This is a genomic window from Guptibacillus hwajinpoensis (assembly GCF_005144865.1).
In the GTDB taxonomy this organism is placed as follows: Bacteria; Bacillota; Bacilli; order Bacillales; family Guptibacillaceae; genus Guptibacillus; species Guptibacillus hwajinpoensis_A.
Genome location: NZ_SWFM01000003.1, coordinates 227,396 through 253,663 on the forward strand (window position 1 = coordinate 227,396; position 26,268 = coordinate 253,663).

Annotated in this window: 30 protein-coding genes, 2 pseudogenes, 1 riboswitch and 1 other annotated feature; of the genes and pseudogenes, 11 read left to right on the top strand and 21 right to left on the bottom strand. The window is 40.0% G+C overall.

Annotated elements, in window-relative coordinates; translation table 11 throughout:
- Window positions 1–9 precede the first annotated feature (9 nt).
- The 6 genes from FBF83_RS12030 to FBF83_RS12055 form a co-directional block, all read right to left on the bottom strand.
- Window positions 10–453 (bottom strand): hypothetical protein, encoded by a 444-nt coding sequence (locus FBF83_RS12030; protein WP_136947406.1) that lies wholly within the window; start codon window positions 451–453, stop codon window positions 10–12.
- Entirely contained in the window at window positions 450–1,403 is a 954-nt protein-coding gene (locus FBF83_RS12035; protein WP_136947407.1) for a heme-dependent oxidative N-demethylase family protein, read from the bottom strand. Before FBF83_RS12035 ends, FBF83_RS12030 begins: the two co-directional genes overlap by 4 nt.
- 52 nt (window positions 1,404–1,455) lie before the next feature.
- Window positions 1,456–2,619, bottom strand: a complete 1,164-nt coding sequence (locus FBF83_RS12040; RefSeq protein ID WP_169525414.1) for a serine hydrolase domain-containing protein — start codon at window positions 2,617–2,619, stop codon at window positions 1,456–1,458.
- 169 nt (window positions 2,620–2,788) lie between these two features.
- Window positions 2,789–3,370, bottom strand: a complete 582-nt coding sequence (locus FBF83_RS12045) for a cell wall hydrolase (RefSeq protein ID WP_136947409.1) — start codon at window positions 3,368–3,370, stop codon at window positions 2,789–2,791.
- A gap of 230 nt (window positions 3,371–3,600) precedes the next feature.
- Window positions 3,601–4,173: a M15 family metallopeptidase gene (locus FBF83_RS12050; protein ID WP_420875131.1), complete on the bottom strand. Its 573-nt coding sequence runs from the start codon at window positions 4,171–4,173 to the stop codon at window positions 3,601–3,603.
- Between the two features lie 168 nt (window positions 4,174–4,341).
- A complete protein-coding gene (locus FBF83_RS12055; protein WP_136947410.1) occupies window positions 4,342–5,052 on the bottom strand; it encodes a nucleotidyltransferase domain-containing protein in 711 nt (236 codons plus the stop codon).
- 143 nt (window positions 5,053–5,195) lie between these two features.
- Between FBF83_RS12055 and FBF83_RS12060 the strand changes: the two genes are divergently transcribed.
- The gene (locus tag FBF83_RS12060) at window positions 5,196–5,732 is read left to right on the top strand and encodes a topology modulation protein (RefSeq protein WP_136947411.1); all 537 of its coding nucleotides are present in this window, start codon (window positions 5,196–5,198) and stop codon (window positions 5,730–5,732) included.
- A 91-nt stretch (window positions 5,733–5,823) separates the two neighbouring features.
- Window positions 5,824–6,285, top strand: a complete 462-nt coding sequence (locus FBF83_RS12065; protein ID WP_136947412.1) for a hypothetical protein — start codon at window positions 5,824–5,826, stop codon at window positions 6,283–6,285.
- Between the two features lie 45 nt (window positions 6,286–6,330).
- On the opposite strand, the gene FBF83_RS12070 is transcribed toward FBF83_RS12065, so the two are convergent.
- The 3 genes from FBF83_RS12070 to FBF83_RS12080 all read right to left on the bottom strand — a co-directional run bounded on the left by FBF83_RS12070 (window position 6,331) and on the right by FBF83_RS12080 (window position 9,655).
- A complete protein-coding gene (locus tag FBF83_RS12070) occupies window positions 6,331–6,651 on the bottom strand; it encodes a GNAT family N-acetyltransferase (RefSeq protein ID WP_205665321.1) in 321 nt (106 codons plus the stop codon).
- Between the two features lie 107 nt (window positions 6,652–6,758).
- Window positions 6,759–7,991: an MFS transporter gene (locus FBF83_RS12075; protein WP_136947414.1), complete on the bottom strand. Its 1,233-nt coding sequence runs from the start codon at window positions 7,989–7,991 to the stop codon at window positions 6,759–6,761.
- Window positions 7,992–8,026: 35 nt separating this feature from the next.
- Window positions 8,027–9,655, bottom strand: a complete 1,629-nt coding sequence (locus tag FBF83_RS12080) for an SLC13 family permease (RefSeq protein ID WP_136947415.1) — start codon at window positions 9,653–9,655, stop codon at window positions 8,027–8,029.
- A 293-nt stretch (window positions 9,656–9,948) separates the two neighbouring features.
- On the opposite strand from FBF83_RS12080, the gene FBF83_RS12085 reads away from it, so the two are divergent.
- Window positions 9,949–10,626 (top strand): hypothetical protein, encoded by a 678-nt coding sequence (locus tag FBF83_RS12085; RefSeq protein WP_136947416.1) that lies wholly within the window; start codon window positions 9,949–9,951, stop codon window positions 10,624–10,626.
- A 48-nt stretch (window positions 10,627–10,674) separates the two neighbouring features.
- On the opposite strand, the gene FBF83_RS12090 is transcribed toward FBF83_RS12085, so the two are convergent.
- From FBF83_RS12090 to FBF83_RS12105, 5 genes are all read right to left on the bottom strand, one after another.
- Complete coding sequence (locus FBF83_RS12090; RefSeq protein ID WP_136947417.1) at window positions 10,675–11,979, bottom strand: Na+/H+ antiporter NhaC family protein; 1,305 nt, start codon at window positions 11,977–11,979, stop codon at window positions 10,675–10,677.
- A 194-nt stretch (window positions 11,980–12,173) separates the two neighbouring features.
- Window positions 12,174–12,277, bottom strand: a riboswitch (SAM riboswitch).
- Window positions 12,278–12,414: 137 nt separating this feature from the next.
- Window positions 12,415–12,567 (bottom strand): hypothetical protein, encoded by a 153-nt coding sequence (locus tag FBF83_RS20905; protein ID WP_169525416.1) that lies wholly within the window; start codon window positions 12,565–12,567, stop codon window positions 12,415–12,417.
- A gap of 40 nt (window positions 12,568–12,607) precedes the next feature.
- Window positions 12,608–13,447, bottom strand: coding sequence for an alpha/beta fold hydrolase (locus FBF83_RS12095; RefSeq protein ID WP_136947418.1), 840 nt, complete (start codon window positions 13,445–13,447; stop codon window positions 12,608–12,610).
- Between the two features lie 157 nt (window positions 13,448–13,604).
- Window positions 13,605–13,934: a YolD-like family protein gene (locus FBF83_RS12100; protein ID WP_136947419.1), complete on the bottom strand. Its 330-nt coding sequence runs from the start codon at window positions 13,932–13,934 to the stop codon at window positions 13,605–13,607.
- Between the two features lie 17 nt (window positions 13,935–13,951).
- Window positions 13,952–15,214, bottom strand: coding sequence for a DNA polymerase thumb domain-containing protein (locus tag FBF83_RS12105; RefSeq protein ID WP_136947420.1), 1,263 nt, complete (start codon window positions 15,212–15,214; stop codon window positions 13,952–13,954).
- 151 nt (window positions 15,215–15,365) lie between these two features.
- Here FBF83_RS12105 and FBF83_RS12110 point away from each other — a divergent pair, with 151 nt between their 5' ends.
- The 6 genes and pseudogenes from FBF83_RS12110 to FBF83_RS12125 all read left to right on the top strand — a co-directional run bounded on the left by FBF83_RS12110 (window position 15,366) and on the right by FBF83_RS12125 (window position 19,472).
- On the top strand, window positions 15,366–15,557 hold the full coding sequence (locus FBF83_RS12110) for a YqzH family protein (protein WP_136947421.1): 192 nt from the start codon (window positions 15,366–15,368) through the stop codon (window positions 15,555–15,557).
- 250 nt (window positions 15,558–15,807) lie between these two features.
- Window positions 15,808–16,080: pseudogene (locus tag FBF83_RS21445) on the top strand (peptidase M4 family protein); the annotation flags it as partial.
- A 22-nt stretch (window positions 16,081–16,102) separates the two neighbouring features.
- Window positions 16,103–16,201, top strand: a pseudogene (locus tag FBF83_RS21450) (hypothetical protein); the annotation flags it as partial.
- On the top strand, window positions 16,159–17,358 hold the full coding sequence (locus FBF83_RS12115; protein WP_420875134.1) for a M4 family metallopeptidase: 1,200 nt from the start codon (window positions 16,159–16,161) through the stop codon (window positions 17,356–17,358). The pseudogene FBF83_RS21450 and the gene FBF83_RS12115, both read left to right, overlap by 43 nt.
- Window positions 17,359–17,471: 113 nt before the next feature.
- The gene (locus FBF83_RS12120) at window positions 17,472–18,275 is read left to right on the top strand and encodes an SDR family NAD(P)-dependent oxidoreductase (protein ID WP_136947423.1); all 804 of its coding nucleotides are present in this window, start codon (window positions 17,472–17,474) and stop codon (window positions 18,273–18,275) included.
- A 354-nt stretch (window positions 18,276–18,629) separates the two neighbouring features.
- Window positions 18,630–19,472 carry an STAS domain-containing protein gene (locus FBF83_RS12125; RefSeq protein WP_136947424.1) on the top strand — a complete coding sequence of 281 codons (843 nt, stop codon included), beginning with the start codon at window positions 18,630–18,632 and terminating at the stop codon, window positions 19,470–19,472.
- Between the two features lie 22 nt (window positions 19,473–19,494).
- On the opposite strand, the gene FBF83_RS12130 is transcribed toward FBF83_RS12125, so the two are convergent.
- From FBF83_RS12130 to FBF83_RS12160, 6 genes are all read right to left on the bottom strand, one after another.
- Entirely contained in the window at window positions 19,495–20,037 is a 543-nt protein-coding gene (locus FBF83_RS12130) for a GNAT family N-acetyltransferase (protein ID WP_420875135.1), read from the bottom strand.
- A gap of 75 nt (window positions 20,038–20,112) precedes the next feature.
- Window positions 20,113–20,355, bottom strand: a binding site (T-box leader).
- A 128-nt stretch (window positions 20,356–20,483) separates the two neighbouring features.
- Complete coding sequence (locus FBF83_RS12140; protein WP_136947427.1) at window positions 20,484–20,843, bottom strand: DUF805 domain-containing protein; 360 nt, start codon at window positions 20,841–20,843, stop codon at window positions 20,484–20,486.
- Window positions 20,844–20,976: 133 nt separating this feature from the next.
- Complete coding sequence (locus FBF83_RS12145) at window positions 20,977–21,603, bottom strand: NUDIX hydrolase (RefSeq protein ID WP_136947428.1); 627 nt, start codon at window positions 21,601–21,603, stop codon at window positions 20,977–20,979.
- Between the two features lie 96 nt (window positions 21,604–21,699).
- Window positions 21,700–22,149: a GNAT family N-acetyltransferase gene (locus tag FBF83_RS12150; protein WP_136947429.1), complete on the bottom strand. Its 450-nt coding sequence runs from the start codon at window positions 22,147–22,149 to the stop codon at window positions 21,700–21,702.
- Window positions 22,150–22,278: 129 nt separating this feature from the next.
- Window positions 22,279–23,073, bottom strand: coding sequence for an SDR family NAD(P)-dependent oxidoreductase (locus FBF83_RS12155; RefSeq protein WP_136947430.1), 795 nt, complete (start codon window positions 23,071–23,073; stop codon window positions 22,279–22,281).
- 12 nt (window positions 23,074–23,085) lie between these two features.
- Complete coding sequence (locus FBF83_RS12160) at window positions 23,086–24,096, bottom strand: MBL fold metallo-hydrolase (RefSeq protein ID WP_169525418.1); 1,011 nt, start codon at window positions 24,094–24,096, stop codon at window positions 23,086–23,088.
- A 375-nt stretch (window positions 24,097–24,471) separates the two neighbouring features.
- Here FBF83_RS12160 and proC point away from each other — a divergent pair, with 375 nt between their 5' ends.
- The gene (proC, locus tag FBF83_RS12165; protein ID WP_240688102.1) at window positions 24,472–25,302 is read left to right on the top strand and encodes a pyrroline-5-carboxylate reductase; all 831 of its coding nucleotides are present in this window, start codon (window positions 24,472–24,474) and stop codon (window positions 25,300–25,302) included.
- A gap of 96 nt (window positions 25,303–25,398) precedes the next feature.
- Here proC and FBF83_RS12170 read toward each other — a convergent pair whose 3' ends face one another.
- Window positions 25,399–25,662 carry an HPr family phosphocarrier protein gene (locus FBF83_RS12170; protein ID WP_136947432.1) on the bottom strand — a complete coding sequence of 88 codons (264 nt, stop codon included), beginning with the start codon at window positions 25,660–25,662 and terminating at the stop codon, window positions 25,399–25,401.
- 265 nt (window positions 25,663–25,927) lie between these two features.
- On the opposite strand from FBF83_RS12170, the gene FBF83_RS12175 reads away from it, so the two are divergent.
- On the top strand, window positions 25,928–26,236 hold the full coding sequence (locus FBF83_RS12175) for a MerR family transcriptional regulator (protein ID WP_136947433.1): 309 nt from the start codon (window positions 25,928–25,930) through the stop codon (window positions 26,234–26,236).
- Window positions 26,237–26,268 lie beyond the last annotated feature (32 nt).

Here is a 26,268-nt window from a genome sequence, read left to right on the forward strand (position 1 = left end):
TATTTCTCGTCAATTGATTACGGGATACGCAAGATAAGCTCTATGGTAAGTTGAGTAATGATTTGATGGTTGTAGTTTAATGTGACAGTTTTCACACTCGAAAAACTCAAAACTACTGATTTCATTGATTAGGTGGCACTGAGAACAAAATCCTCGCATGTTATCTACGGAACTTTTATTTATCCAAATCTCATGCTTGGAGAAACCAGCGGAAAGTGCTAGATGTTCGATAACCTGTGAACTGTCTTCTTCTCCATATATGAGTACACCACTTCCTAGCGGTTGACGAGTAAGGATCTGCCGAGCTTCATCAATGGTGTTGGGCATGATAACTACTTCACATTTATGTCCCACTTTCGTTTGTTTACGAGCACTATCATTCGCTTGAGAGAGATAACTTTGAGTCGTGAAGATAACAACATGACTTATGTTATCGATTCGAAATTCGGTCATAAAGAGAGACCTTTTTCATTCAGAGTTTTCTCTAGAAACTGTATAAGTTCGTTTTTATATAGAGCTATACCTTTGTATTCCGCTATATCATCAGAAAGGAATTGAATTGTAGTGTACAACCTCTTCAGCCAAAGATCATTCTGGATTAAGTCATTAAGTGATAATAAGTAGGTGTGAATTGAAAAAAGGATATCGTTTGTCATTGGTAACCTCAATAAGCGCTGAACTTCGACTCGTAAATGAACCATTTCTCCGACGTTCTTATCCGTAACCTTGAGTCGTAGCTTTCCCCAGTTTGCATACGTCTCAAGCGGAGTATCAAGCATATTTGAAATGGTCATCGACCAATTCTTTCTTTCCCACGCTTCGTTCAGACGTATTCTTGAAATAAATCGCTCTACTTTACTTATAAAGTCGTTTTGATCAATACCTGGCACAGGGGTGTGAATAGACTTAAATTCCATACCTAGCACAAACGTCAACGACCAATTGGAAGGGAAGCATAATTGACCCGCTTCTAGAAAGAGTCCATCATGTCGGTCACCCATGATAATTAGATCTTCTTGTACATGTCGCCCTGCGATATCTAGAGGTTGGAGTTCTATAGAAGAAGAATCGCGATATGTAAACCTTTCTTCTTCCCCTAATAAATGGTTTTGGAATCTATATTCGTTTCCACGCTTTTCGAGCGAAAAATGTTCAGATTCGCTTTGAGCTAATTCAGCGAAAATCCGTCTCATAGCTTCCCACTGTGATTCTAGGGAAATTGGTAACGAGCGAAAGCACCTCTTATGGTTTGCTTGTAAAAGTTCTCTCTTTAATTGAATTTCCTTTAAATAATGATCTGTTATCGTAATAGATCGAGCCGGTTTTAGAAGGGAGGAATTATTCGAATAAGCATAACGATCTTCTGTAAATGGGAAAGGGAATTGCTCTACTTTAACTGACATTTAAACCACCTGCCATAGTTGCTTTAATGAGTTCTCATTCTAACCTGAACATTTAGTTCATCTTTATTTCTTCCGTACTATTCGTTAATGAAGGAAATATTGGAAGTCTAATTTCTCTATCAAAAAGAATATTCTCTAACTCAAGTACAATATCGTGATGAATCTTATTCTCATTAAAATCTAGATAATCTATATTACTCAGATAAATAATAGACTTATTAGAGTCTACGTAACGAATTATGAACGAGTGAAAACCAGCACAGTACCCACCATGAGCTAGGATTTTTCCTGAGGTTTCATTTTCCTCAATGGACCAACCAAACCCATACCCTGCTTCTGCATCCGGATGTAAACCTGCTCCATATCCAAGCTTTGTGTCATCATTTAGTTCAGCTGACTTAAAAGCTTCCATCTTCGTTTCTTCGCTAACTAACTCATCTGAGTAAAGTCCTTGATCCCATTTCACTAAATCTTCTGCAGTCGTGTTAATTACCCCATCTCCACGCACACCATCAAGAAAATAAACATAGCTATGTTCATCAATTGTATCTGGAATGAAGTATTTATGATTTATGCGATCATATATGTAACCATCCACGATACTGTTGATTTCCTTCTCCATTCTTCGAGATAATGGACGCGTTGACTCCATTCCTAGCGGATCAAAAATATTCCGTTGAAGATATTCTTCATAAGATAATCCAGATACCTTTTCAATTAGTTCAGCAAGCAGTATATAACCTGTGTTGCTATAGTGCCACTTCTCATTTGGCTTTGAAAGTAGTTCTGGTTTCTCTCCTTTTAAAAACAGTTCTATAATATCTTGATTCGTTGCAATCTTATTTCGATCCCAGTACTCTTCAAACCACTCGATATAATCAGGTATGCCAGATGTATGAGTTAGAAGATTTCTAATGGTTATTCCTTTATAGGGAAGATCCGCTAGATACTTCTCGATGGCATCGTCAACACGTAACTTTTGTTGCTCTTTTAACATCATGATTGCCATAGATGTAAATGTTTTCGAGATGGAAGCGGTATCAAAAGACGACTGATTATTTAACTGGCTACTTTCACCACGCTGCCCTACACCAGAAACCTTTGTGTATATTGGGCTCCCGTTCTCACTCACTATGACACTCCCATTGAACATCTGTTCATCTATTAAATAACGGAACAATTCATCGAACGTTTCTATCTTTTTATCCTTAGTCACTCGCATTCACCTCAACTTTCAATACATTTTCATTAACATGTATACAAACTAGGGGTTTATTTTATATTAGAAATTATTTCAAATTTCAAACATTATTGCAATGACTTATCCTTATCTCCGAGTCAATTAAAAAGGCAAGCACCCTTTACAGAGTGCTTGCCTTTGACATTTATCTTAAAAACACATGATTGCCAATTTCAGTAGTAACTTCCTTGCTGCTAAGATAACTGCTTTGTGCCTTGTCTGGGTTATAGAAATAAAGTGATTCTCTGTCATAGCCTTGATAGGCAAGTGCTTCTTGCACTGCTTTCACAGATTCTGCGCTAGCTGGTTGTTTAATCGTTCCATTTAGAACAGGTGAGAATTGAATTCCATCATGGATAACACCATGTAAAGAATCAGGGAAGATATCACTTTCTACTCGGTTTAGCACAACAGTAGCTACAGCAACTTTACCTGCATAGCTTTCTCCTTTTGCTTCAGCTTCAACGAGTCGACTAAGAAGATCTTTCTCATATTCGCTCGGTACAATGGGAAGCTTCAATTCTTCCCCAGGGTTAATCTCATCATTGTTTTTATTATTAATGGCTTGTACTTGCTTTGCAGGTACACCGTATTTCATAGCAATCTTATATATTGATTCGCCCTTTTGGACGGTATGCGTTTGATCCTGGGCAGAGCTTTGTGTTGGCAATGAAAATGATAGAACGCAAAAAGCTGCGATGCCTAACATCGTAATTTTCTTAAACACTTATAATCTACCTCCTAAAAATTTGTCCTATTTCAAGGTAACATAAGAGATAAATAGCTTTCACTATTAATTCTTACCAGTATTCCCAGAACTTTTGCTTCATACTGTATCAATTCCAAAAAAAAAAACGCCCGATTAATCGGACGGTTAAAAGGGGGAAAATTATGTTAGTTTAAATTTACCCCGTATATAAATAGATAAACCTCTTTTTTAAATTATTTTTTGTTTTTTTATTTAGTAGCATATTCCCCACTATCAGGTCTTTCCCCATACTTCAATTCTCGTATAGTTAAACCAAAATTCATTTGAAGATGAGGATAATCTTTAAAGCTTGTCCAATCTCCACCCCATTGGAATCCCAAGTCTTTCGCAATCGAAACCACTTCCATCCAATCCGCTTTTCCATTCGCATTATCATCACGTTTCATGTCCCAGACGACATCTCCATCATCTAATTTCAGCGCAAAATCAATGGCTAATCCATAGTTATGATAGGATTCACCACCCTCTACGTTTGTCACTACCAACCCTGCTTTTGTGCGTCCACGTTCGTAGAGTTCATTCTGCTCCTGTTCAGTTCGATGGCCATCCGTTATAACGACTTCAATTCCTTTTTCAGCAGATTTAGTGATTAACGTATTTTTTGCTTCATTAACGGTAGAATGGAGGCTGTTTGGTGGTGGGACCTCTTCTCTCTTGAACAAACCTGAAGATGGAGTGTAGTCATTTGCTATCGTTAGTACAACGACACCAATACCTATCAAAAAAAGGAAGGTGAGCATACCCTTTATCTTTTTCAACATGATCCCTCCCTCTCCACTAATCCTTATAAGTTGAGAATAACACACGAATGTATGATCAAGTAGCATATCATCTTGAACGTGAAACTATCGAACTATTGATTTTACGTTCTTAATCTACGTATTTGCCAATTATGAAACTAAAGCTTTTACCTTTTATATTAAGCTTCCTTACTTTTTTCCAAGCGAAAATCCTTCGAATAGACGTCCACCAAAAGGAGCGAGCACTCGATCAACAAGCAAAATCACAGCTTCCTTTTCTCTCGTTCCATAATAGTGGTCGAAAACTTTAACGAACTCTTCTGCAAATTTTGGGTCATACTCCTTAAGGGCAAGGACAATCCATTTAGACGATCCGATCCACTGATTGTTTGTTCTGAGGACAAACTCGTGAAGCTGCTCAGCAAGTGTAGCTGCACAGAATAATTCCTCTCCTCGATTCGTAGCTCCGATGAAATCATCCAGAACGTCTGTAAGGAAATAACGCTTCATTACGATCGTTTCTTCTCCCCACTTTTCTGGCCCTTTTAGGAGAAGGGACTTTGCTTCTTCTTGTAACCGAACTCCGCTCCCAGTGTCCTGAAGGAGGATACCTTCAGAAACCATTTTAGGCAATGAGGGCCTAGCTCGTTTGCAGTCATCTTCGTAGAAGAATTGGTAGCTTTCTAGATTATGTACATACCACTCGACCGGCCAGCCCTTATAAATGAAGCTCTCGCGATACGAAGTAGAAACAGACAAATCAAACACAACAATATCAAGATCTGACGTCTTCGTTGCTTCTCCTCTTACTACGCTTCCTGCAAGGAATGCTGCTTCACAACTAGGAAATGTGGACAACACAAGCTCTCTAGCTGTCTGAACAACTTCTTGTAAAGTCATCTATATAACCTACCTTTTTATTGAAATTCACTTCTTTTTATTCTACCTTAATAGGAAAGTTACATCTATTCCAATTCTTATTGAACACACTTTCTAATCTTTCTGGTAAACTTTTGAAGAATACTAGTTACGAGGGGGTTCCTATGAAACGGATTATGGTGATGGGTATTTCAGCTGGTGCAGGCAAGTCAACTTTTGCGAGGAAGCTTGGAGAGCTCATTCAAATTGATGTGCATCATCTTGATGCGCTATTCTGGAAACCTGGTTGGAAAGAAGCGTCTATTGAGGAGTTTCGTTCTTCTCAGGAAGAGATCGTTACATCCCCAATCTGGATTATTGAAGGGAATTATAGCAATTCATATGACATCCGTTCTAACCGTGCCGACACAATTATTTATCTAGAAGTCCCAAGACTTGTTTGTCTTTATCGGGTTCTGAAACGTTGGGTAACTCATTTTGGTCAAACAAGACCTGACATGGGAGAAGGGTGCAATGAGAAAATGGAATTATCATTTCTTAAATTCATCTGGACAACTTATTATCCACGAAAAGATAAAATGCAAAAGAGATTTGAACAATTTCAACAGACGGGACAAAACAAAACCGTGATTTTATTAAAGAACAAAGCTCAAATTGATGATTTTCTTCATGAACTGCAGAGAAAGCATACAATTTTGTGAGAACCCGTGATAAGATAAGGTGCGGCACGTTTGAATAGGAGTGTTCCTGTTTAAACTGTACAGAAAGACTATTGAAGCACATGGAGGCATTATGCTAACTTTTGAAGAAAAATTAGAAATTATTGAAGCATCATTCCCTGAACTTACGCGGAAAGATGTTTCGCTTGGTCGTGTTAATTTCCATTACGAAGAAGCAGTTATAGATAAGAAAAACGTTGTATATCATCTTCACCCAAATGGCAACGGCTATGTATTTGGTGACCTTATTGAAGGTTATCCATTGGATGAGAGAGGCATGGTCAATATCCGTGATTTCTCAAGCAACGAGCTTCGTAAAATCATCGGCGAATCCATTCACTCTCTTTCAGTACTTCCAGGATCAGATATTGAATCAGAATTCTGGATGAATGATGAAAACCAAACTCTTGAGCTCATGTATGAGCCTGAGCTAGAGTTATGGAATGTTTACGCTGGAGATATTCTTGACGGCACATTCCCATCCAAAAATGAAGCTGTTCAATACCTCGACGAAGAAGGATTTACGCGACAATAAGAAAATCCTCACAATCCATGCAATAGGATTGTGAGGATTTTTTTGTTAACCAATTGTTTTGTAAAAGCCTGTTGACTTCGCTTGAAAACCGCAGCTTTCGTAGAAGTTGTGAGCAGCCTTGCGCTCGTCACGATTACCACTATTTAGAACAACAAGTGTCGCCCCTGCTTCAACCGCTCGTTTTTCTGCTTCCTTAAGTAGGGTTCTTCCGATTCCTCTTTGTCTGTAGTCCGATGCTGTTACCATTGTAATGATTCTCGCAACCACTATGTCCGAAACATAAGAACGTTCAAAATGCATGCCTAGCATACTAATGAGCGTTCCGTTTTCTTCAGTAACAAGTGTGACATAAGAGCTGGTATTCATAATGGGCTTTAACCTTCCTTTAAGCTGTGAAACAGATGCCGGATAGCCCATATCAGATTAAAGTAAACCCATTCCTTCTTCATCACCAGCTACAGCTTCTCGTATCTTCATTTCATCCCCTCCTCTAGTGCATGACGGCTATATCGTTTCGAAACTCGTTTGCTTGTAAATAGCATAAGCATCGGCACAATGAGAATGAGTAAGCTAATGACGCCACCCCAGCCTAAACGGTCCCATAGAATACCTACCCCTGAACTGCCAGCAGCTACCCCTGCATAATAACTAATAAGATAGAAGCTTGAAGCACCGCTCTTATGGTGCTCTGCTGTACTTGCAACAGACGCAGAAGCCATAGAGTGAGCAATGAAAAAGCCTGCGCAAACCACACATAACCCTATAATGACGAGTGTAAAACCATGATAGAGCGTGAGTGCCGCACCTCCAGCAAGAATAAATAACCCAGCCATCATCGTACGTCGTAGCCCAATATTAAACGAAAGTCTTCCAGCTACTGGCGGGGAAATCACACCAAGTATATAAGCAAAATAAGTGAGTGAAATCCATTTCAACGAAAGAGAAAACGGTTCCTGCTCTAAGTAGAAAGGAAGGTATGTCCATATACCTGTGAAGATGACTTGAATGAGGAACCCAACGGTAAATAGCGAGAGCAATCTTCGGTCTGTCAAGTGGACGAGCATTCCCCTAATATCCTTCATAACACCTCCACTTCCTCCTTTGAAAAAGCGAGAAGCAGGAAGCAGCCAGAAAAAGCAAAGAGTAGCAACCACCGCAAAGGCTGCTAGCACAAGGAAACTTACCTCCCAGCTGTACAAATCCGTCAGATACCCGGTTGCAACTCGTCCACCAAGCCCTCCCATTGCATTACTCGCAATATAGATACTTGTTGCAAGTCCCAAACTTGATGGATCTACTTCATCTGCAAGATAACCCATGGCTGCTGCAGGAATACCAGCAAGAAAAAATCCTTCGATGCATCGAATCACAATTAATAATAGAAAAGACTCTGCAAACGGCATAGCGAGTATTGTCGTGACGACGAACAAGAGTGAAATCTTCATGACAGCTGTTCTTCCATATCTGTCTGAGATAAATCCAAGAACAAGAAGCCCTGGAATCATGGTCATCACCGGTGTTGACATGAGTAAGCTAGACGTTGTGGCCGTAAGCTTGAATTCAGCTGCAAAGACGGGAAGCAATGGCTGAAAAGCATATAGTGCTGAGAAAATGAGTAAGGCGCCACAACCAAGACTAATCGCTGCACGCCAGAAACCGGAATCTTTTGATGTGTATGGTTTGTTGTTAACCGGTAGATCGGTCATAAGAATCAGCACCCTTTTTGTCTACTTACTGTTTTTTATTTTAAAGCATCAGGAAATTGAGTCAGATCAATCCCCCATACGATTGGCATATAGAAATAGATTGCAAATGTAATGATAACGATTGAGGTTACATTTAGCCAGAATCCTGCTTTTGCCATATCAGGAATTTTCAAATAGCCTGAGCCAAAGACGACTGCGTTCGGAGGCGTTGCAACAGGAAGCATAAAGGCGCAGCTTGCTGCAATTCCAGCTCCAATCATTAATGCATAAGGGTGAACCGAAATCGCTGATGAAAGGGAAGCCATTATCGGAAACATCATCGTTGCAGTTGCTGTATTTGATGTAATTTCTGTTAAGAAAATAACGAGCATTGTGACTAGGAGCAAGATAACGAAAAGGTGAATGCCTGCTAGAATCGTTAACTGGTCCCCGATCCATTGCGCAAGTCCTGATTCCTGAAATCCTGAGGCAATTGCAAGACCAGCTCCGAATAGAAGCAGAATGCCCCACGGAAGCCCTTTCGCAGTCTGCCAATCTAGTAGAAACGCTCCTTTCTTTGAAGGTGCTGGTACTAGAAATAGAATAAGAGCAGCTGTCATCGCAATCACCGTATCATTGATGTTTGGATTAATCTCACTTAGTACGAATGAACGGCTAATCCATGCCAGCGCTGTAAGCGAGAAAACGGCAAGAATCACTTTTTCTTCAACTGACATCGATCCGAGGTCTCTTCTTTCCTTTGTAATAACTTCTTTGCCTCCAGGAAGTTCTTTTATTTTCATAGGAAACGCCATTTTCACAAGATAATACCAGCATCCGATCAGGAGGATCAACATTAACGGAACGCCAAACATCATCCATCTTGCGAATGATATTTCAATTCCATACAGCTCGTTCACAACAGCTGCAAAGATCGTGTTCGGCGGTGTACCAATAAGCGTTGCAAGTCCACCAATCGAAGCACTATAAGCGATCCCAAGCATAATGGCTTTGCCGAAATTAAAGCGTGGCGCTCCCTCGTCTGTATCCATATCAAGCTGTTCAGAAACTTGATAAATGACAGCAAGTCCAATTGGTACCATCATCATTGATGTAGCTGTATTCGAAATCCACATGGAAAGAAATCCCGTTGCGACCATAAATCCAAGTACGATTCTCTCTGTACTTGTTCCGATAGCTGATATAATAACAAGTGCAATCCGTTTATGTAGATCCCACTTCTGCATTGAAAGCGCAATCAAAAAACCACCCATAAATAAAAAGATCGTATTATCTCCATAAGCAGAAGCGGTTAAATCGCCCTCAAGACCACCGGTTAGTGGAAATAGAACAAGTGGTAATAGTGATGTCGCTGGAATTGGAATCGCTTCTGTAATCCACCAAGTTGCAATCCATACTGTACTTGCTAGAATAGCTAATCCAGCATCTGAGAGTCCTGACGGGTGAAAAAAGATCATTAGACAAAGAAACAGCGTTGGCCCGAGAAGTAGACCTGTCAATTTCCGCCTATCATAAACCGGATCTGGTCCGGATTGCTTTATTCCAGTATTTTTTTGTGACGTTTGAGAAGGGATTCCACTTGTGTTTGAAGAAGCGAATGTTAAAAGCTCTTTTGCTCGATGGTGCTCATTCCATAACTGATTCCAAAAAAGACGTCCTTGCATAACTTTACCTCCTTTATCCATTAATCTTTAGTTTAGAATTCGCACCCCACCCTGTCAATTTATTCACAATTTTGGTACTATTTTCTTGATGGGTGATAAGGACTTTTGTTTTATTTCATAGAAGGGGTGATCAGTAGACACTATTTAACCCCCTTATATTCCCAAAGGGGACGAATATTATAAGTTGATAATGTAATTTTCCAATAATTCCAACTAATAAATCCATCTATGAGCTTCAACGATTTCATCATGTTTCACAACAGGCAGCTCAAAATCATTCCAGGGGGTATTTGATGAGAAAGATACAACAGACAACAATCAATTCAGTTGTAAAATACGGGCAAACAAAGCTTCCAAAATCCGCTAACACAGAATGTCCTGAATGTGGGAACGACGCCTCTTTTCAATTGAAGTTTGATTATCAAATTAATCAGGCCGTGTTCTCAACTCTATCCCGCTGCTCCGTTTGTAAAGAAGCAGTCCTATTCATCTTAATTAAAACCTCACATAACGACCAGGGAGAAGAAGTAGAGCTATTCGTTCATCAAACATCATTTACACGCGAACCACTGGGCAGACTAGCGAGCACTGCACGACTTCCTGATGACCTTGAACGGGTTTACCGCTCCGCTGTAAATGTACATAATATGAAGGATTGGACCGCTACGGCCGTCATGGCAAATCGAGTTCTTGAGAGCATTACTGGAAGCTTTCTATCAGATAATGAACTAGGACAACCTCTTTCTAAACAACTTGAGACGCTCGCAAAGCAAATTGATTTAGAAGAACCTATCGTGAAGTTAGGACAGCTCCTTGGGAAAGGAAGCAACTTGAATCACTTGCTTTGTCTAGAGAAAGCAACTAGTGAAGAAACAGCAAACCTTATTATTGACCTACTAGATTCCTTAATTGAGTACTTGTACATTCTTCCTCAACGCATTGTTCATCTTCAAAAACAAATTGAGGGATAAAAAAAGACAGTCGGCTTTAAGTGAGCTGACTGTCTTTTCTATGCTAATTTATTCCTTTGCTTCTTTTCTCTCAAATGATGGATAATTAATCATAATGGCTACAATTCCAGCAACAGCAATTAATATTGGATAGATCGAATATGGAAGAAGCGCAAGCGGTGATATGGATGCTAAACCTGCGGCCGCAAGCACCTGAGCACCGTACGGTAGCATTCCTTGAACACTACCTGCAAAGATATCTAGAATACTCGCTGATTTCCGAGGATCAACGCCGTATTCTTCCGAAATGTTTTTTGCAAGGGGGCCACCCATGATAATAGAAATTGTGTTATTTGCTGTCGATAAATCGAGAACACTTGCGAGTCCTGCAATACCGAACTCAGCACCTCTGCGAGATTTCACTCGACTCAGAATTCGATCGAGTACAAACTGAATACCACCATTATGTTTAATTACTTCAATCATGCCACCAATAACAAGCGCAATCATAGCAAGGTCTTCCATGCCTTTAATCCCTTCCGTTACAGTGGAAACAAGCCCACTCATCCCAAATGCACCGTTGTAAAGCCCTACAATCCCTGCAAAAAAGATACCACTAACAAGCACAACGAGAACGTTAACGCCCGCAATCGCAGCTACTAGAACGCCTAGATAAGGAAGAATTGTAATGAATTCAAAAGCATGCTCCCCACTAACGACAGCTTGCTCACCCATTGTCCAAATACCATAAATGACTGCAGTTACAATAGCTGCGGGTAACACGATAAAGAAGTTAACTTTAAACTTATCCTTCATTTGTGTGTTTTGCGTTCGTACCGCTGCAATTGTTGTATCTGAAATCATCGAAAGGTTATCACCAAACATTGCACCACCAATTACCGCTGATAACGCAAGGGCGGGAGCGACACCTGTTTGATCTGCAATCCCGATTCCAATTGGCGCAAGCGCGACAATTGTACCCATCGACGTACCCATCGAAATTGAAATAAAACAACCAATCAGAAATAAGCCAACGATTAAGAGGTTGGGTGGGAGAATGGAAATCCCTAGATTAACAATTGAGTCAACCGCACCAATTTTCTCAGCTGTAGCAGCAAAGGCTCCGGCTAACAAAAAGACAAGTATCATTAAGATAATATTGGAATTCCCTGCCCCTTTACAGAAGATCTCCACCTTCTTCATGAAGCTTTCTTTTCTGTTCATTGAGAGTGCTACACCTGCCGAAATTAATGACGCTAGAATAACTGGCATACTATAGAAATCATTTGTTACGATTGCTGTTCCAATAAAAAGTATAATAAATACGGCGAGAGGAAGTAGCGCCATGCCATTCCCTTTTATTTGGTTCTCCATTATTGTGATCTCCTTCTTCTATTCTAGTTAAACTAAAAGGCTCTTTTCTAAAAGATTGTTGTTTTTGAATGGGGTTTTGTATAAATAATTCACACTTCAAAGTCGATTGGAGCGGAAACCAACCGGTTTATAGCAACAAAGTCTACGAAAACAGCCAACTAAAAAAAGCCCACTTCAAGAGAAGAGGACGTTCACTCTTATCTCTCAAGATTACTCTTGCTGGAAGCAGCACCTTTCTGATAATCAGAGGTTGCTGAAGCTTCGTTGGGCCAGATCCCTCCACTTCTCTTAATAAGAAATATGCAGTTATGCAAGGTTCTCCCTTTCAAGAGGAGTAGCCTCCTGTTTATTGAAGCTTCACTTTATCACGCATTATTCTGATGAGTCAACTACGAATAACCGCAACAAAATAAACTCCCTTATCATAAAAGGAGTTTACATGATGTGCCTATTTGATTTCAAGCTTTCTTTCACTTCCATTTTCTTCATCTCGATCCTAGATAACTTCTTCAACGTTGCGATTGACACAAGCCACCATAAAGCGAAACGCATGTATTCAGCGTCTTTATTTTGTTGAATGATGTTCATTAACCTTCTTCCTTTCTTGAAGCTCCTCTTTCTGTCATCATTATACCTGAATGAAGCGCTCTATATCCCTCATAATTAAACTCGGACGCTCTTCAGGCAAAAGGTGGCCTGTTTTTTCGTAGACGATTAATTCAGCGTTCGGCAAATCATTACTAAGACGCTTGCCAACCTTTAGCGGCACTACTCGATCATTCTCTCCCCATATGAGCAGGCTTGGGGTATAAATTTGTTTCAATTCGTCTGATGAAAGATCTCCCTCACGATCACGAATCATTCTTACAAGAGAACGAAAAATACCTTCGTTGAAGAACGGTTGAATATAGCCATCCATCATTTCTTCATCGATAAGCGTTGGATCATAGACACAATTAATTAAGTTCCCTTTCACCCCTTTACGATAAAGCCATCTCTTCAAATAGACAGAGAAAAAGGGTAGATAAGACGTATACACAAGACTCTGTTTTGCTTTCTCAAGGTATCCTGAACTGCAGAGTAATATATTCTTACTTACCAGATCCTCTTTCATAGCTGATGCTCTCATCGCAACCTGGCCTCCCATGGAATGACCAATTATAACCGTCTGCTCAATCGATAATCTTTCGAGCAGTTCAACAACCACTTCAGCATAATTGTGATACAAATGTACAAAGCGATTGGACTTCTCGCTTCTTCCGAATGGAGGAAGATCAATTGCCACAACAGTATAGGCCTTTGTAAGTAGTGGAATCAGTCTTCGATAGCTGAAACTAGAAGATAGAAAACCATGGAGAAGTGTTAATACCGGTCGATCAACCGCATCATTGTTCTTGTAATATTCATAATGAATGTCGATTCCTTTGATATTTTCTTTGTTTTGTTTAAGGTTCTTAGCCGCTAACATCTTTCATCTCACTCCGGACTGTCCACCTTTAAGGGGGTATTGGTTTCATGAACGCTCAAGGGGCAGAAACCCATTCATAGCGTTTCACTTTATACGTATTTTACCCCAATCTTCAACTGAAAAACTTTTCCCTCTCAAAGAAGTGTTCCCGATTTCTTCATTCTGTTTCTATGTGAATTAGATCAGATAAGGCAACCTTTCTTTTTCTCTCATTTTGATCAAGAATACGTAACTCTCTGCTTAACTGGTCCAGATAATGGACATACCCATAAAGAATTTTGGTTTCACCATTTTCGAAATAGTGAAAATAGAGAGGGTAGTGAAATTCCATTGCTTCACAAATGATTTCATTCATTTCTTCCATCTTCTGTTCATCCAGTACTGGCTTACTCTTTCTTCGTTCTTCTGCCTTCCAATCCCGCAATTCTTTCACGTGTTCAGGTAACATCATTGATGTCCATTTAATATTGCCACGATCACGAATCATATGCCATCATCTCCTTTCTATGCTTTGTGACCACCAACAAGCTTGCTTCTATGCAGCGCCGTTCCCGCTTTAGTATATGAAACAGCACGTAGCAGTGCAGACGACCCGTATTTATCTCTGATCGAATCCATTACATAGCCAAGATCACGCTGTTTCGGACGCTTCGTGTTGAATAAATCAAGTTGCACTTCTTCGTCATCACAAATGTTAGAAAGGGTAATTGAAATTTTGCGAACTGTTTTCTTTTCATAAAAGACTTCAAATAATTGCAGACACACCTCATACACTTCAAGCGTAATCGATGTCGCACTATCAATGCTTCTTGAACGATGAAAGCCCCCTCCACCTTCTTCCTTACTGTAACCAATGCCAAGGCTAATTGTACGCCCGGCTTTTCCTGCTCTTCTTGCACGCCTTGCAACTTCTTCACTCATTTCGAGAATGACGTGCTTAATTTCTTTCTGGTCATGATAATCACGCAGCAATATTTGACTCTTTCCGAAGCTGATTTGACCCTGCATAATTGGAGCACCCATCTCAGAAAGATCAATTCCCCAGGCATGGTGGTAGAGCTGATTTCCCATAACCCCAAACTTCTCCTCCAAAAGATGTAATGGGTAATGTGCGAGCTGTTTAACGTTCATAATGCCCATACGATTTAACGTTCGCTCAACGCGTGATCCAATCCCCCACATTTGACTAAGCGGGGAAAGTGGCCATAGCTTCTCAGGAATATCCTCGTAGGTCCATTCCGCAATTCCTTTCTTCTTTGCTTCAAGATCGAGGCAAAGCTTCGCCATTAAAAGGTTCGGTCCAATCCCAATTGCGCACGGCAATCCGAATGTCTCACTAATTTCATCTTTTATCATCTGTGCTACCTCAAATCGGTCGCCAAAGAGACGCTCAGTTCCGTCAATTTGTAGAAATGATTCATCCACACTATACGTATGAATGCATTCTGATGGGACATAGCGATGAAAAAGCCTCGTAATTTCCATCGACTGTTTTAAATAGGAGGACATCCGCGCATTAACAATATGAATCCTCTTATCATTTGGAATTTCAAATAATCTGCTTCCTGTTCGAATACCAAATTCTTTCTTTAACGCCGGCGAAGCTGCCAATACAACACTCCCCTGGCGCTCTGTATCACCTACAACAGCTAGATAACATGTGAGCGGATCTAGCCCCATCTCTACTGCTGAGCAGCTTGCATAAAAACTCTTCATATCAACACACAGAATTGTTTTCTTTGGAAATTTAGAATAATCCACCTGCATCACCCCTTCCATGAAAATCGCAACGGAACATTTGTTCTCTTTTATATATACCCGTATTTTACCCGAATATACGTTCTCTTATCAATAAGTACTTTCTTCCAATAGGAAAATATCTTGACTCACTCGACCTTCTTGGAAGGAGAACACACAGATGGAATCAACAGCATTCACACGGAAAATGGTTATCAAAACACTTCAGGATTACTTTGGAGACCCTTCATCTATTCCGCTCACACAAGAAGAAATAAATTATTTAGTCACACAAACCTTGATAAGAAAAAAGGAAGATACCCCTATATATATGGTTGTTCACGATCTCGTTTATGAACACCTCACCACCTGAGCCTTTTGGATCAGGTGTTTTTTTATTCACAGGTGAAATGGACTAGTTATCTATCCACTTGTATAGGTATGATTTATCAAAACTATTAAAATAGTTTGAACATTCAAACCATTGTGTTACAGTTATCTCATCTTAATAACAAAGGGGATATATTATGAAAAAGAAGAACTTGTTATCAATTGGTTTATCAGTCGGTTTGGTAAGCAGCATGCTAGCTCCTACCTCCTCGTTTGCAGCAAGCGACACGAATATGAATAAAGCGACTGGCACACCTTCTTTTGTTTCAGGAAAGCTAACGAAAGCTACTTCTAAAACTCCAACAGAAATCCTATTTGATTACCTTAATGAGCAAAAGAGCCTATATAAATTCAGCTCATCAGCACAGGATTCCTTTAATATTGTTTCAACCGAGAAAGATGAGCTTGGTTTTACAGTCTTTCGTTTACAGCAATTATACGAAGGGACACCAGTGTATGGATCAACCCAAACGGTCCACGTTGACCAAGATGGCGTCTTAACAGCTCTATCGGGTACAGTTATTCCAAATCTCGAATCAAAGAAAGAACTTAAGAAAGCAACAAAGTTCAAAAAACAGGATGCTATTCAAAAAGCAGAAGCAGATCTTGGGTTCTCACCTGATTATGAACAAAAACCGGAATCCAACATGGTCGTCTATACTGAAGGAGATTCTGCAACATACGCGTACCATGTAACCCTTAACTTCCTCTCACCTGAACCAGGAAACTGGCAATACATAATTGATGCAACGAGCGGCGACGTTCTCACAAGCTTTAACGCACTTCATGAAGCGAAAAAAGAAGGTGTAGGTAAACCCGGCGGCGGTAATATTACCGGAACAACTACAACCGGAACTGGAACAGGCGTCCTTGGTGACCAGAAAACGTTTAATACCCTACTCTCCTCCTCTACGTATTACTTGCAAGATACAACAAGAGGCGGCGGCGTCTTTACTTACGATGCATCTAATCGCACAAAGCTTCCAGGATCACTATGGGCAGATGCAGACAACAAATTTAATGCAAGCTATGATGCAGCAGCAGTTGATGCTCACTATTACGCAAGTGCGACGTACGACTATTACAAAGATGTTTTTAACCGAAACAGCTATGATGGTAATGGCGCTCCACTAAAATCAACAGTTCATTATGGACGCAACTACAATAACGCGTTCTGGAATGGTAGCCAGATGGTTTATGGCGATGGCGATGGTTCAACATTCGTATCTCTATCTGGAGGAGAAGATGTAGTAGCACATGAATTAACGCATGCTGTAACAGATACAACGGCAGATCTCATTTACCAAAATGAGTCAGGTGCATTGAATGAATCGATGTCAGATGTGTTCGGTACGCTAGTTGAGTTTCATGACAACAACAATCCGGACTGGTTAATTGGAGAAGACATTTATACACCGGGAACATCCGGGGATGCCCTTCGTTCCATGTCTGATCCAACTCAATTTGGTGACCCTGCTCACTATTCTGAGCGCTATACAGGAACACAGGACAATGGCGGTGTCCATATCAACAGCGGAATTATGAACAAAGCAGCTTATCTTCTTAGTGAAGGTGGCACATTCTACGGCGTTACGGTTTCAGGAATTGGTAAAGATAAACTTGGTGCAATCTACTACCGTACTCTTACCCAATACTTGACAGCGTCTTCGAACTTCAGTCAAATGCGATCAGCTTCAGTTCAGGCTGCTACTGACCTGTACGGCGCAAGTAGCTCTGAAGTACAATCTGTCAAGAAAGCTTTTGATGCAGTTGGCGTTCAATAATAGTAACGTAAAAACAAGCAGTCAGCGACTGCTTGTTTTTTTATGTGCTACAACATGTTTTATCTAACACCGATCGGGAAAGAAAAGGCTAGATAATTAAAGGAGGATGAATGATGGGTATTTTTAAAGAAGACGCACTTAAACACGATCACATCCTGATTACAGGAGCAACTGGCGGCATTGGTTACGAGACCGCAAAAGCAGCCGTCCAAGCTGGAGCTACTATTACGATAACAGGAAGAAATGAAGAGAAACTCCAGAGACTTAAAGAGGCGTGCGAACAACATTCTTCAGATGCGAAGGTTACAAGCATTCCTGCTGATCTAACAAGTGAACAAGATCGATCAGCGCTTATAGAAAACGCTATTAAACAAAATGGAAGCATCACTGGCTTGGTGAACTCAGCAGGAATTGGTGGTGGCGATACGCTCGATAAACTAACAGAAGAAGACCTTCGTAAGGTAATGGACCTAAACTACACGTCTACTGTTCTTCTCACTCAACTCGTTTATCAACGTATGCGTGATGATAATCAAAAAGGAGCAATCGTTAACCTTTCCTCCCTTTCAGGACTTCGAGGAACTTTCGGTAACACAGCCTATAGTGCATCGAAATTTGCAATAACAGGATTTACACAGTCATTTGCACATGAGGCGATCCGAGATGGGATTCGTGTGAATGCGGTTTGTCCTGGATTTGTTGATACAGAGATGGGTAGAAACAGTATTGAATCGAAAGGAAAACGAGAAAACAAGAGCTTTGAAGAAGAGTTAAAAGCCGTTGAAGAAGCGATGCCATCAGGACGAATTACACAGCCAGAAGAAGTAGCCAACAGCATCATTTATCTTCTTTCTAATGCGTCAGGTAACATTATTGGAGAATCATTGAAAATTTCCGGTGGAAGTGTCATGCGATAAGGAAAAGGTGGGATTTCCACCTTTTCTTTTTTTGGAAAGGCTCTTTTCTCAAAGATTGTTGCTTTTAAAAGAATTTTTGTATAAAGAATCAAACTTGGCTGATTGGAGCGGAAGGTGCTCGACTCCTGCGGGACTAGCGGGACAGGTGAGCCTCCTGGAGCGGAAATCCCTCACTCTTATAGCAACAAAGTATACGAAAAGAGCCTTTGGAAAAAAGAGGATTTAAGAGAACCATGAAGCAAATTAAAGGAGACCGCCACTTTTAGTCGAATGAAATAAAGACGATCCATTTGTACATAAGCAGCGGCAACCTCTTCAACAGCATTATTTCGAGGGAAGAAGGTGGATGACCGGATGGAAGATACCCTTTTTGAAATAGGAAATAAAATTGTCACTGATCGATATACGTTAGGAAAATCGATCTTTGCACTTCAGGATGAAAGCTACGGTAAAAAGTTAAAGCTTTCTAGAGTGAAGGAAGATCAGATTCTTGACTGGCGAGCAGAGCTTCTTGAATACATTGGCAAAGCCATTTACCAGAACGATGAAGAAATAAAGATTGATATTAGAAACTGGGCAAACGCAACTGGCCATCTTGCTATTTCAAACGGGATCCCCCTTGAAGAATCCTTTAGAGTGCTTACGCTTTTTCGTCGCGTCAGTTTTGAAGCAGCACTGAGAGAAATTCAATTGAAATCTCACACCGCCTTTTCTATGAATGTTAGTAAAAGAATTGATTCCATCATCGAAGAAGTAACGTTTACGTACAACGACATTTGTATAGAGTACCACAGCCAACATCAAGTAAAGGATCTAATAACAGATGATCAACTTCACATCACCATTATCCCAATAACCGATACCCTAGCTCTCCTGCCAATAACAGGTTCAATTCACGTAAAACATGCCGACTTGATCGTGAAAGAAACATTAAATCAATGTTATGACAAACAGCTAAGTGATATTTTAATTGATCTATCAGGAGTATCACACTTAGATCTTCCGTCAGTAAACAGTCTAATTCGCATGAAAAAGGTACTTACGTATAGCGGTATCTCCATGTGTATTTGCGGGATTCAGCCATCAACAGCTCTTTCAATGGTTACAAAAGGCATCAATCTAAACGAATTAACGATATTCAGCACCCTAAGACAGGCCCTTCTTCAAAGAGGTATTCGCCAAACTGTAGCAAGATAACGCTGATATAAATAAGAGAGGATTAGATTTTTGCATAAACACAGGTATCGGTTACTTTCGAGCCATCAATTGATAAATCTTCGTTTCTTAGAATCCCTTCTAATGAAAAGCCTAGTCTTTCCGGAACAGCACGACTTCTATCATTTTCACGATCACACCTGATTTCGATTCTTCTGCAACCTAAGTTATCTAGTGCGAAATCAGTCAGTTTACCAACAGCTTCCGTCATATAACCATATCCACTATATGACGTATCAATCCAGTAACCGATCTCTAGCTTCGGGATGCTCCAGTTAATATTGTGAAAACCTGTTGAACCAACAAATTCATTCGTTTCTTTCAAGAAAATAAGGTAGCGTAAACTCTCACGCTTTAGAAATTTAATATGCGCTTCTCTCGTGTTGAGTTCCGTTTCTTCCACAGTTGGAAGTTCCTGCACAAATCCGAGCCATGGCTTCAATTCGACGACAGAAGATTTAATCGCTTTATTTACTACTTTTCCATCCCCTTGCTTTGGCATCCGTAAAATCAATCGTTCTGTTTCTAGTTGTGAATCAATTTCCATAAATAGTGGATCCAATCTAATTTCCCCCTTCTGTAAATAAACAACAAATAAACTTTCGCCCTCAAGAATTGTCTTCTTGAGGGCGAAAGTTAGTCGCGGTACCACCTCAGTTTATTGATACGTCACCATATCAATCTCTACAGGTACACTAATCGTATACCTTACCTCTATAACGGGAGAACCCGTCGCCATTTCCCCCAGGACAGGATCATAACGAAGCTCCAAGTCTTTCTTCGATAAGCACGTTCCCTCCTTCTCAGCAACTGGAGGTCTCTGTTTTGAACAATGCAAATCTACTCTTCTTTTCACAGCTAATCTTTTTATAAAATTAAGATAATTTAACCATTATATCCAAAATTCGTCAAGTGCACACTCCAAAATAACCGAACATAAAAAAACCGCCATATAGTTTAATAGGCGGTTTACTACTATGTATTTTCTAGAAATTAATTAAAATTCTCATCCCACTTAGGATTTGGTCCGAAACGGTTTTCTTTCAATTCACTATCCAAACATGCAAATACCAAGAGAACAATACCACCAATAAACGGAATCAAACCAATTAAGATCCACCATCCGCTTCTACCGGTGTCATGCAATCTACGAACCGTTACAGCAAGCGAAGGCAAGAGAATAAACAATGAATAGATTGTTGTTAAAAATGGTGCCAAACCTACTACTGATTCTAATAATGAAAGGATAACGGAAATAATGATATTAAAAAGAGTAAACATCCAGTACTCTTTACGTCGCGCTCTCCCATTGAAATTAACGTAATCCTTAAGTCCTTTGATATACCAATTCATACTACTTCTCCTTTTACGAATAAGTTTAAGGATATAGAACTAAGTCTTATAACCCAACTGATAGTATATCATATTGCAACGATCGGACTAAGGTTGATCTCCCTGATTTACTCCCAATAGCAGACTTGTACCTTTACATTGAAAGCTGTTGTTTAATTTCCTTAAGAATCATTTTATAGTAAGAATCTTCATGTGGGACAAAGTGAGCTTTTTCTACCTTCTCATCAACTAACACTTTTTCTCCATTGTTATTTATTTTGAAACCTTTAATGTTAATCAATTCTCCTACTCCAAACCATAAATCATATACGGCGTTAAAGTGAGCTCGAACAAGTCCAGCTACTTCTTCTTTTTGAAGATTGAAATCATCAACCGCCTGATCGTTTTTATACAAAAAGACATTGGCTATTTCATTGTCAATCATGTTCTCCCTCTTGATACTGGCAAGGGTCACGGTTAGCGGTATTAACTCATTGTATAATACCTTGATTCCTAATTCTTCTTCAATTTCTCTTACTCCATCTTCTACTGTTTCATCCACAGATAAATGACCAGCAGCTGTAATATCTAATAGCCCTGGATAATCTCTCTTCATATCACTGCGAAGTTGGAAATAAAGATAATCGATGCCGTTTTCGCTACTAACAAACCAGCACTGAAAAACCTCATGCCAATAGCCTACGGAATGCACTTCTTCACGCGTTGCAACACCAATTGGTTTTCTGTTATTATCATAAATTCTTATCTGTTCATCTTCCATATTTCTGAACCACCACGCTTTTCAAGTTTCTTGAGTCCATATACCAGTTTACCATTTCAAGTTCATAGATTGAGAGGATGCATAAAGAAAAACAGATCAAAAGATGAGCTTCATACCTTCATGGCTAGCTGTAAATCCCAGCCTTTCGTAAAACCGATGAGCATCGCTTCGAATCTTATCGGTTGTTAATTGCACAAGACCACATCGCTCTGCCTTTGCGATTGAAATTGCTTCTTTAAAAAGATCTTCTCCTATCCCTTTTCCACGATAATTCTTATAAACACGCACCGCCTCAATTTGCGCACGCTTCAGCCCTCTTCTTGCTAGACCAGGAATGATTGTTAACTGAAGGCATGCGATTATTTCTTGCCCTTCGCTAGCTACGATTATTTGATTTCCGACCTGCTCTTCTATTGCAGTGAAGGCTTCAACATATTCTAATGGTACCGGCTCTCTATACTTCTCACGCTCTGATCCTAATTCATCATCAACAAGCAGTCGAACAATCGCATTCAAATCCTCTTCAGTGGCTTTACGGAAATTCATGGGAAATCGCTCCTTTTAATAACTTGACCTTTCCTCACAAGACAATCACGTAGTAGCACTTCACTTCCATAACACACCTTAAATGTCCTCTAGAAAATAAAAAAGAGCATCACTCGATGCCCTTCCAACTTACTTTTGATTAAAAAACTTACCAGCTGCCTTTTCTACAAGACCAGGAGCTGCATGATAAATTTTTGCCCCCGCATTCATCCAACCAGGTAAATTCACTTCTCGTTTACCTTTTTCAATCGCCGAAACAATTTCATATGAGACCTTTTCCGGTGAAAGCATCATTTTTTCTACATTTTTTGTATAAGTTCCATTCGAATCTGCTATATCAAAGAAATTTGTTTTGATAGGTCCTGGATTAACGGTTGTTACGAAAATTCCGTGTTCCTTCATTTCCATTCGCAGACTGTTTGAGAAGCCCAGGACAGCATGCTTAGAGGCAGAATAGCCAGAAGATTTCGGTGTAGCAAGCTTACCTGCTTGTGAAGCAATGTTAACAACATGGCCTTTACCAGCTTCAATCATCCCTGGCAAGACGTGAGATGTAAATCGCATTAATCCGATCACATTCACATCAAACATCGCTTCAATCTCTTTCATATCCGCATCAACAAAAGCATCAAATTTCCCAAAACCGGCATTGTTAATTAGGATGTCAATGGCAGGCATCTCATCAAGTAGTTTTGGGAGAAGTCGATCTACTCGCTCCCCATCACCTACATCCATCGTCCAAACAGCAGGTGAATAGCTTCCACTTGATTCAATTTGCTTTTTCACTTCCATTAACTTCTCTTCAGAACGAGCAACAAGGATCAGCTTTGCACCCTGTTTCGCTAAATCAATTGCTAACTGTCTCCCAATCCCACTTGAAGCGCCTGTAATAAGGACTACTTTGTTTTTTAAATTTTTCTTCATCTGTTTCTCCCCTTATGTTCTATACGTATAAAACGTCTTTTCCTCACTTTTCATTTTGTTAACCACGTTTTCAGATTCAAGATAGTCTAAATGACCAATTGTTTCTGATAGTGTCAGGCCAATTTGCTTTTTATAAACCCCAGGAAATAGCTTCTGGCAAACCTGAAAAGCTGTTAACTGTTCATTCTTTAGAAATGATGCTACTTTATCAGACCGCTCTTCCTGCTTAAGAAAACGTTCTCTTATCAATTCATCTGGGTTTAGAATTGGCTCGCCATGCCCTGTGTAAACATAAGATAGATGAGCATCTAACGTTTTTTGGTACGAATGTCGTTGTTGAAGAAGTGGCTTAGGACGCTCCGTTCCTTTTACATATGGTGGCTCGAGAAGCGGATTAGATGAGATCTTCTTGATTAAATGATCCCCAGCTATCAGCGTACGACTTTGTTCATGCAGTAGAGAGATGTGACTCTGAGCATGACCGGGTGTTTCCATTACCGACCATCCAGGACATCCCGGAATCTCATCTCCTTCAGAAAGGTGCACATCACATTTCGCCCGATCAGCAAAAGCAAGATAACCTCTTGTATCTTGAACATGATTATAATAATGTTCACTGACGTCAGCGTCACGGTAAATGCCAGTCATGAACGCTTCATGTTCTTTCAAAAACGAATCGCTCATTTGTAGCCATCGGTCATTTTTCCAATGACCTAACACTCGCTTACCCTGTTCCATTAACATTCCAACAAAGCCGATATGGTCTGGATGATGATGAGTCAATACAACCTGATCAATATCTTCTAATGTTAAACCGTTGTTTTGAAGTTGAGTGATGAGAGCCTCCTTCGCCTCCGGGGTCCGAGGACCAGTATCAACAAGCGTAATAGCCTCTCCTTTAATTACAAAACAATTGACAGGACCAACTGCAAACGGTGTTGGTACCGTAATCGAGAGAACTTCATTAGTCTTTATAAGATTCAATTCATCCGCCACCTCTGTTTTACGTTCTTTATCTTTCATTCTATCGCTCTTCCCTCTATTTGTCATTATAGTAAGATAGTTTACTTCAAAATTTTCTAATAATTATGATTGACATTTATTGAGTTCCGTTGCATACTATGTAAAATTAGAACGATCGTCTCGGCTTTGAGCGAGATTAGTAAAAGTAAAGGCAAGTGCCAGAGAGAGGAATTCACCGGCTGAAAAATTCCTTAACATTGCCAGCTTTGAACCTGCCCCGCTAGCCTGCTGTGGAAACACAGCCGCTTCCCACGTTATAGGGAGTTCGAGGATATCTTAGGATATCGAAAAAAGGTGGTACCACGGATCACGCCCATTCGTCCTTTTAATAAGGATGAGTGGGCTTTTTATATGGAAAGGATGGAAAAAGTGGAAATGAAAAACATCGGGTTCCTTGGTGCTGGATCAATGACGGAAGCCATGATAGAAGGAATGATCTCAAGACAATTCGTAACTCCTGATCGAATCGTCATCATGAACCGAACTAATGCCCACAGACTTGCTGAACTAGAAGAAAAATACGGCGTCAGAACTTTACAGAATGCAGAAATGCTGCTTAGACACTCCAACGTTCTCGTTCTAGCAATGAAGCCAATTGATGCCGCACAGGCATTGGAAAGCATCCAACCTTTTTTAACTGATCAGCATGTGATCATTTCTGTTCTGGCAGGGATCACCACTTCCTATATCGAGGGATCCATTCAAACAAAGACTCCTATCGTTCGCGTAATGCCAAATACATCTGCAGCTATTGGTTATTCAGCGACCGCGATTGCTAGAGGGGAATATGCAACCGATGAACACCTATCATTTACTCAGAAGCTATTTGAAACGATTGGAACAGTTGTTCAGGTCAGAGAAGAGAAATTAAATGCCATCACAGGATTATCAGGCAGTGGCCCAGCTTACTTCTATTACATGGTTGAATGTATGGAGAAAGCAGCAATCTTAAACGGAATTGATCAGAAAACCGCTCGTCAGTTAATCATCCAAACGATAACAGGAGCAGCTAAAATGCTTAATGAGACGAATTTTGAGGCTTCTCATCTTAGAGAAAGAGTCACAAGTCCAGGGGGCACAACTCAGGCTGGTTTAACTATTTTGGAGAAATACAAGTATGAAGAAGCTATAACCGCCTGTATTACGGAAGCTGGGAAACGTTCTGAAGAATTAGGAAAACATTTAGAACGACAAAATCATTTCTAAAACAGCTAAACCCGCCATCTTGAACGGCGGGTTTAATACAGCACATTTATAGAACGCTTACACAACCCCATAAAAAAAAGCCCCCCTCTATCTCTATTAAACGCTTTTTCTCTGTACAACCATACAATGCTTTTTAAGATGCTCTAGCGCCTCTTCACTGTCCAGCCCAGTCGAAATAATCGTGATTGGACCAAAATGTCCGGTTAATCTCCCCATACTCAATAGGCTCTTCGCATTAAGTTTCTTTCCATCAACTTCAACGATAATATAGCTACTAAAATGATTCGCACTCTTTACAAAGTCCATAATAAAAGACATCGTTACTTTCCCTGTGATCAAAACGGTTTCTTTATAAGTCATGGCAACATCCTCCTTGTCATCTTATACAACCGTTTGCACTCTTTCATTCTGACACCCTATTAGGAGATACGCAATATTAATGATACCTTTTCTTACACACTTTTATTATCTCCTTCATATCATATGGTAGATATTCTAACATCATAGTCCTCTATCCTAAATTATTATGCTATAATCATACCAGATTGCCAGTTTCATAAGATGACTTCAATAGTATATGTGGCGATAGCTACATTATGAATATGTTCACAGGGAGTGACTGCAGATGTCTTATAAAGATAAAAAAGTCTTACCAATCGGATCTGTCAGTGAGTTAACCGGACTATCTCTTAGAAAAATTCGCTACTACGAAGAAAGAGGTCTCATTCTACCTGACCGATCAGGTGGAGGTACTCGGAAATTCTCGTTTACGGATGTAGAAAAATTAATGGATATCGCTAACCAGATTGAAGATGGTATGCAAACATTTGAAATTAAGAAGATCTATAAGAAAGAAAAGCAAAAAGACAAAGATAAAATTCGAGATGAAATGATTCGTGGTCAGCTTAATGCTGCGTTTAAAATGACGAAGTAGTACCTTAGTGTATTGACTCTATTTGTGATAAC

Coding starts and splice junctions, on each gene's coding strand:
- FBF83_RS12030 (WP_136947406.1), bottom strand. CDS start 453: ATGACCGAATTTCGAATCGATAACATAAGTCATGTTGTTATCTTCACG.
- FBF83_RS12035 (WP_136947407.1), bottom strand. CDS start 1,403: ATGTCAGTTAAAGTAGAGCAATTCCCTTTCCCATTTACAGAAGATCGT.
- FBF83_RS12050 (WP_420875131.1), bottom strand. CDS start 4,173: ATGTTGAAAAAGATAAAGGGTATGCTCACCTTCCTTTTTTTGATAGGT.
- FBF83_RS12055 (WP_136947410.1), bottom strand. CDS start 5,052: ATGACTTTACAAGAAGTTGTTCAGACAGCTAGAGAGCTTGTGTTGTCC.
- FBF83_RS12060 (WP_136947411.1), top strand. CDS start 5,196: ATGAAACGGATTATGGTGATGGGTATTTCAGCTGGTGCAGGCAAGTCA.
- FBF83_RS12065 (WP_136947412.1), top strand. CDS start 5,824: ATGCTAACTTTTGAAGAAAAATTAGAAATTATTGAAGCATCATTCCCT.
- FBF83_RS12070 (WP_205665321.1), bottom strand. CDS start 6,651: ATGAATACCAGCTCTTATGTCACACTTGTTACTGAAGAAAACGGAACG.
- FBF83_RS12075 (WP_136947414.1), bottom strand. CDS start 7,991: ATGACCGATCTACCGGTTAACAACAAACCATACACATCAAAAGATTCC.
- FBF83_RS12080 (WP_136947415.1), bottom strand. CDS start 9,655: ATGCAAGGACGTCTTTTTTGGAATCAGTTATGGAATGAGCACCATCGA.
- FBF83_RS12085 (WP_136947416.1), top strand. CDS start 9,949: ATGAGAAAGATACAACAGACAACAATCAATTCAGTTGTAAAATACGGG.
- FBF83_RS12090 (WP_136947417.1), bottom strand. CDS start 11,979: ATGGAGAACCAAATAAAAGGGAATGGCATGGCGCTACTTCCTCTCGCC.
- FBF83_RS20905 (WP_169525416.1), bottom strand. CDS start 12,567: ATGAACATCATTCAACAAAATAAAGACGCTGAATACATGCGTTTCGCT.
- FBF83_RS12095 (WP_136947418.1), bottom strand. CDS start 13,447: ATGTTAGCGGCTAAGAACCTTAAACAAAACAAAGAAAATATCAAAGGA.
- FBF83_RS12100 (WP_136947419.1), bottom strand. CDS start 13,934: ATGATTCGTGATCGTGGCAATATTAAATGGACATCAATGATGTTACCT.
- FBF83_RS12105 (WP_136947420.1), bottom strand. CDS start 15,214: ATGCAGGTGGATTATTCTAAATTTCCAAAGAAAACAATTCTGTGTGTT.
- FBF83_RS12110 (WP_136947421.1), top strand. CDS start 15,366: ATGGAATCAACAGCATTCACACGGAAAATGGTTATCAAAACACTTCAG.
- FBF83_RS12120 (WP_136947423.1), top strand. CDS start 17,472: ATGGGTATTTTTAAAGAAGACGCACTTAAACACGATCACATCCTGATT.
- FBF83_RS12125 (WP_136947424.1), top strand. CDS start 18,630: ATGGAAGATACCCTTTTTGAAATAGGAAATAAAATTGTCACTGATCGA.
- FBF83_RS12130 (WP_420875135.1), bottom strand. CDS start 20,037: ATGGAAATTGATTCACAACTAGAAACAGAACGATTGATTTTACGGATG.
- FBF83_RS12140 (WP_136947427.1), bottom strand. CDS start 20,843: ATGAATTGGTATATCAAAGGACTTAAGGATTACGTTAATTTCAATGGG.
- FBF83_RS12145 (WP_136947428.1), bottom strand. CDS start 21,603: ATGGAAGATGAACAGATAAGAATTTATGATAATAACAGAAAACCAATT.
- FBF83_RS12150 (WP_136947429.1), bottom strand. CDS start 22,149: ATGAATTTCCGTAAAGCCACTGAAGAGGATTTGAATGCGATTGTTCGA.
- FBF83_RS12155 (WP_136947430.1), bottom strand. CDS start 23,073: ATGAAGAAAAATTTAAAAAACAAAGTAGTCCTTATTACAGGCGCTTCA.
- FBF83_RS12160 (WP_169525418.1), bottom strand. CDS start 24,096: ATGAAAGATAAAGAACGTAAAACAGAGGTGGCGGATGAATTGAATCTT.
- proC (WP_240688102.1), top strand. CDS start 24,472: ATGAAAAACATCGGGTTCCTTGGTGCTGGATCAATGACGGAAGCCATG.
- FBF83_RS12170 (WP_136947432.1), bottom strand. CDS start 25,662: ATGACTTATAAAGAAACCGTTTTGATCACAGGGAAAGTAACGATGTCT.
- FBF83_RS12175 (WP_136947433.1), top strand. CDS start 25,928: ATGTCTTATAAAGATAAAAAAGTCTTACCAATCGGATCTGTCAGTGAG.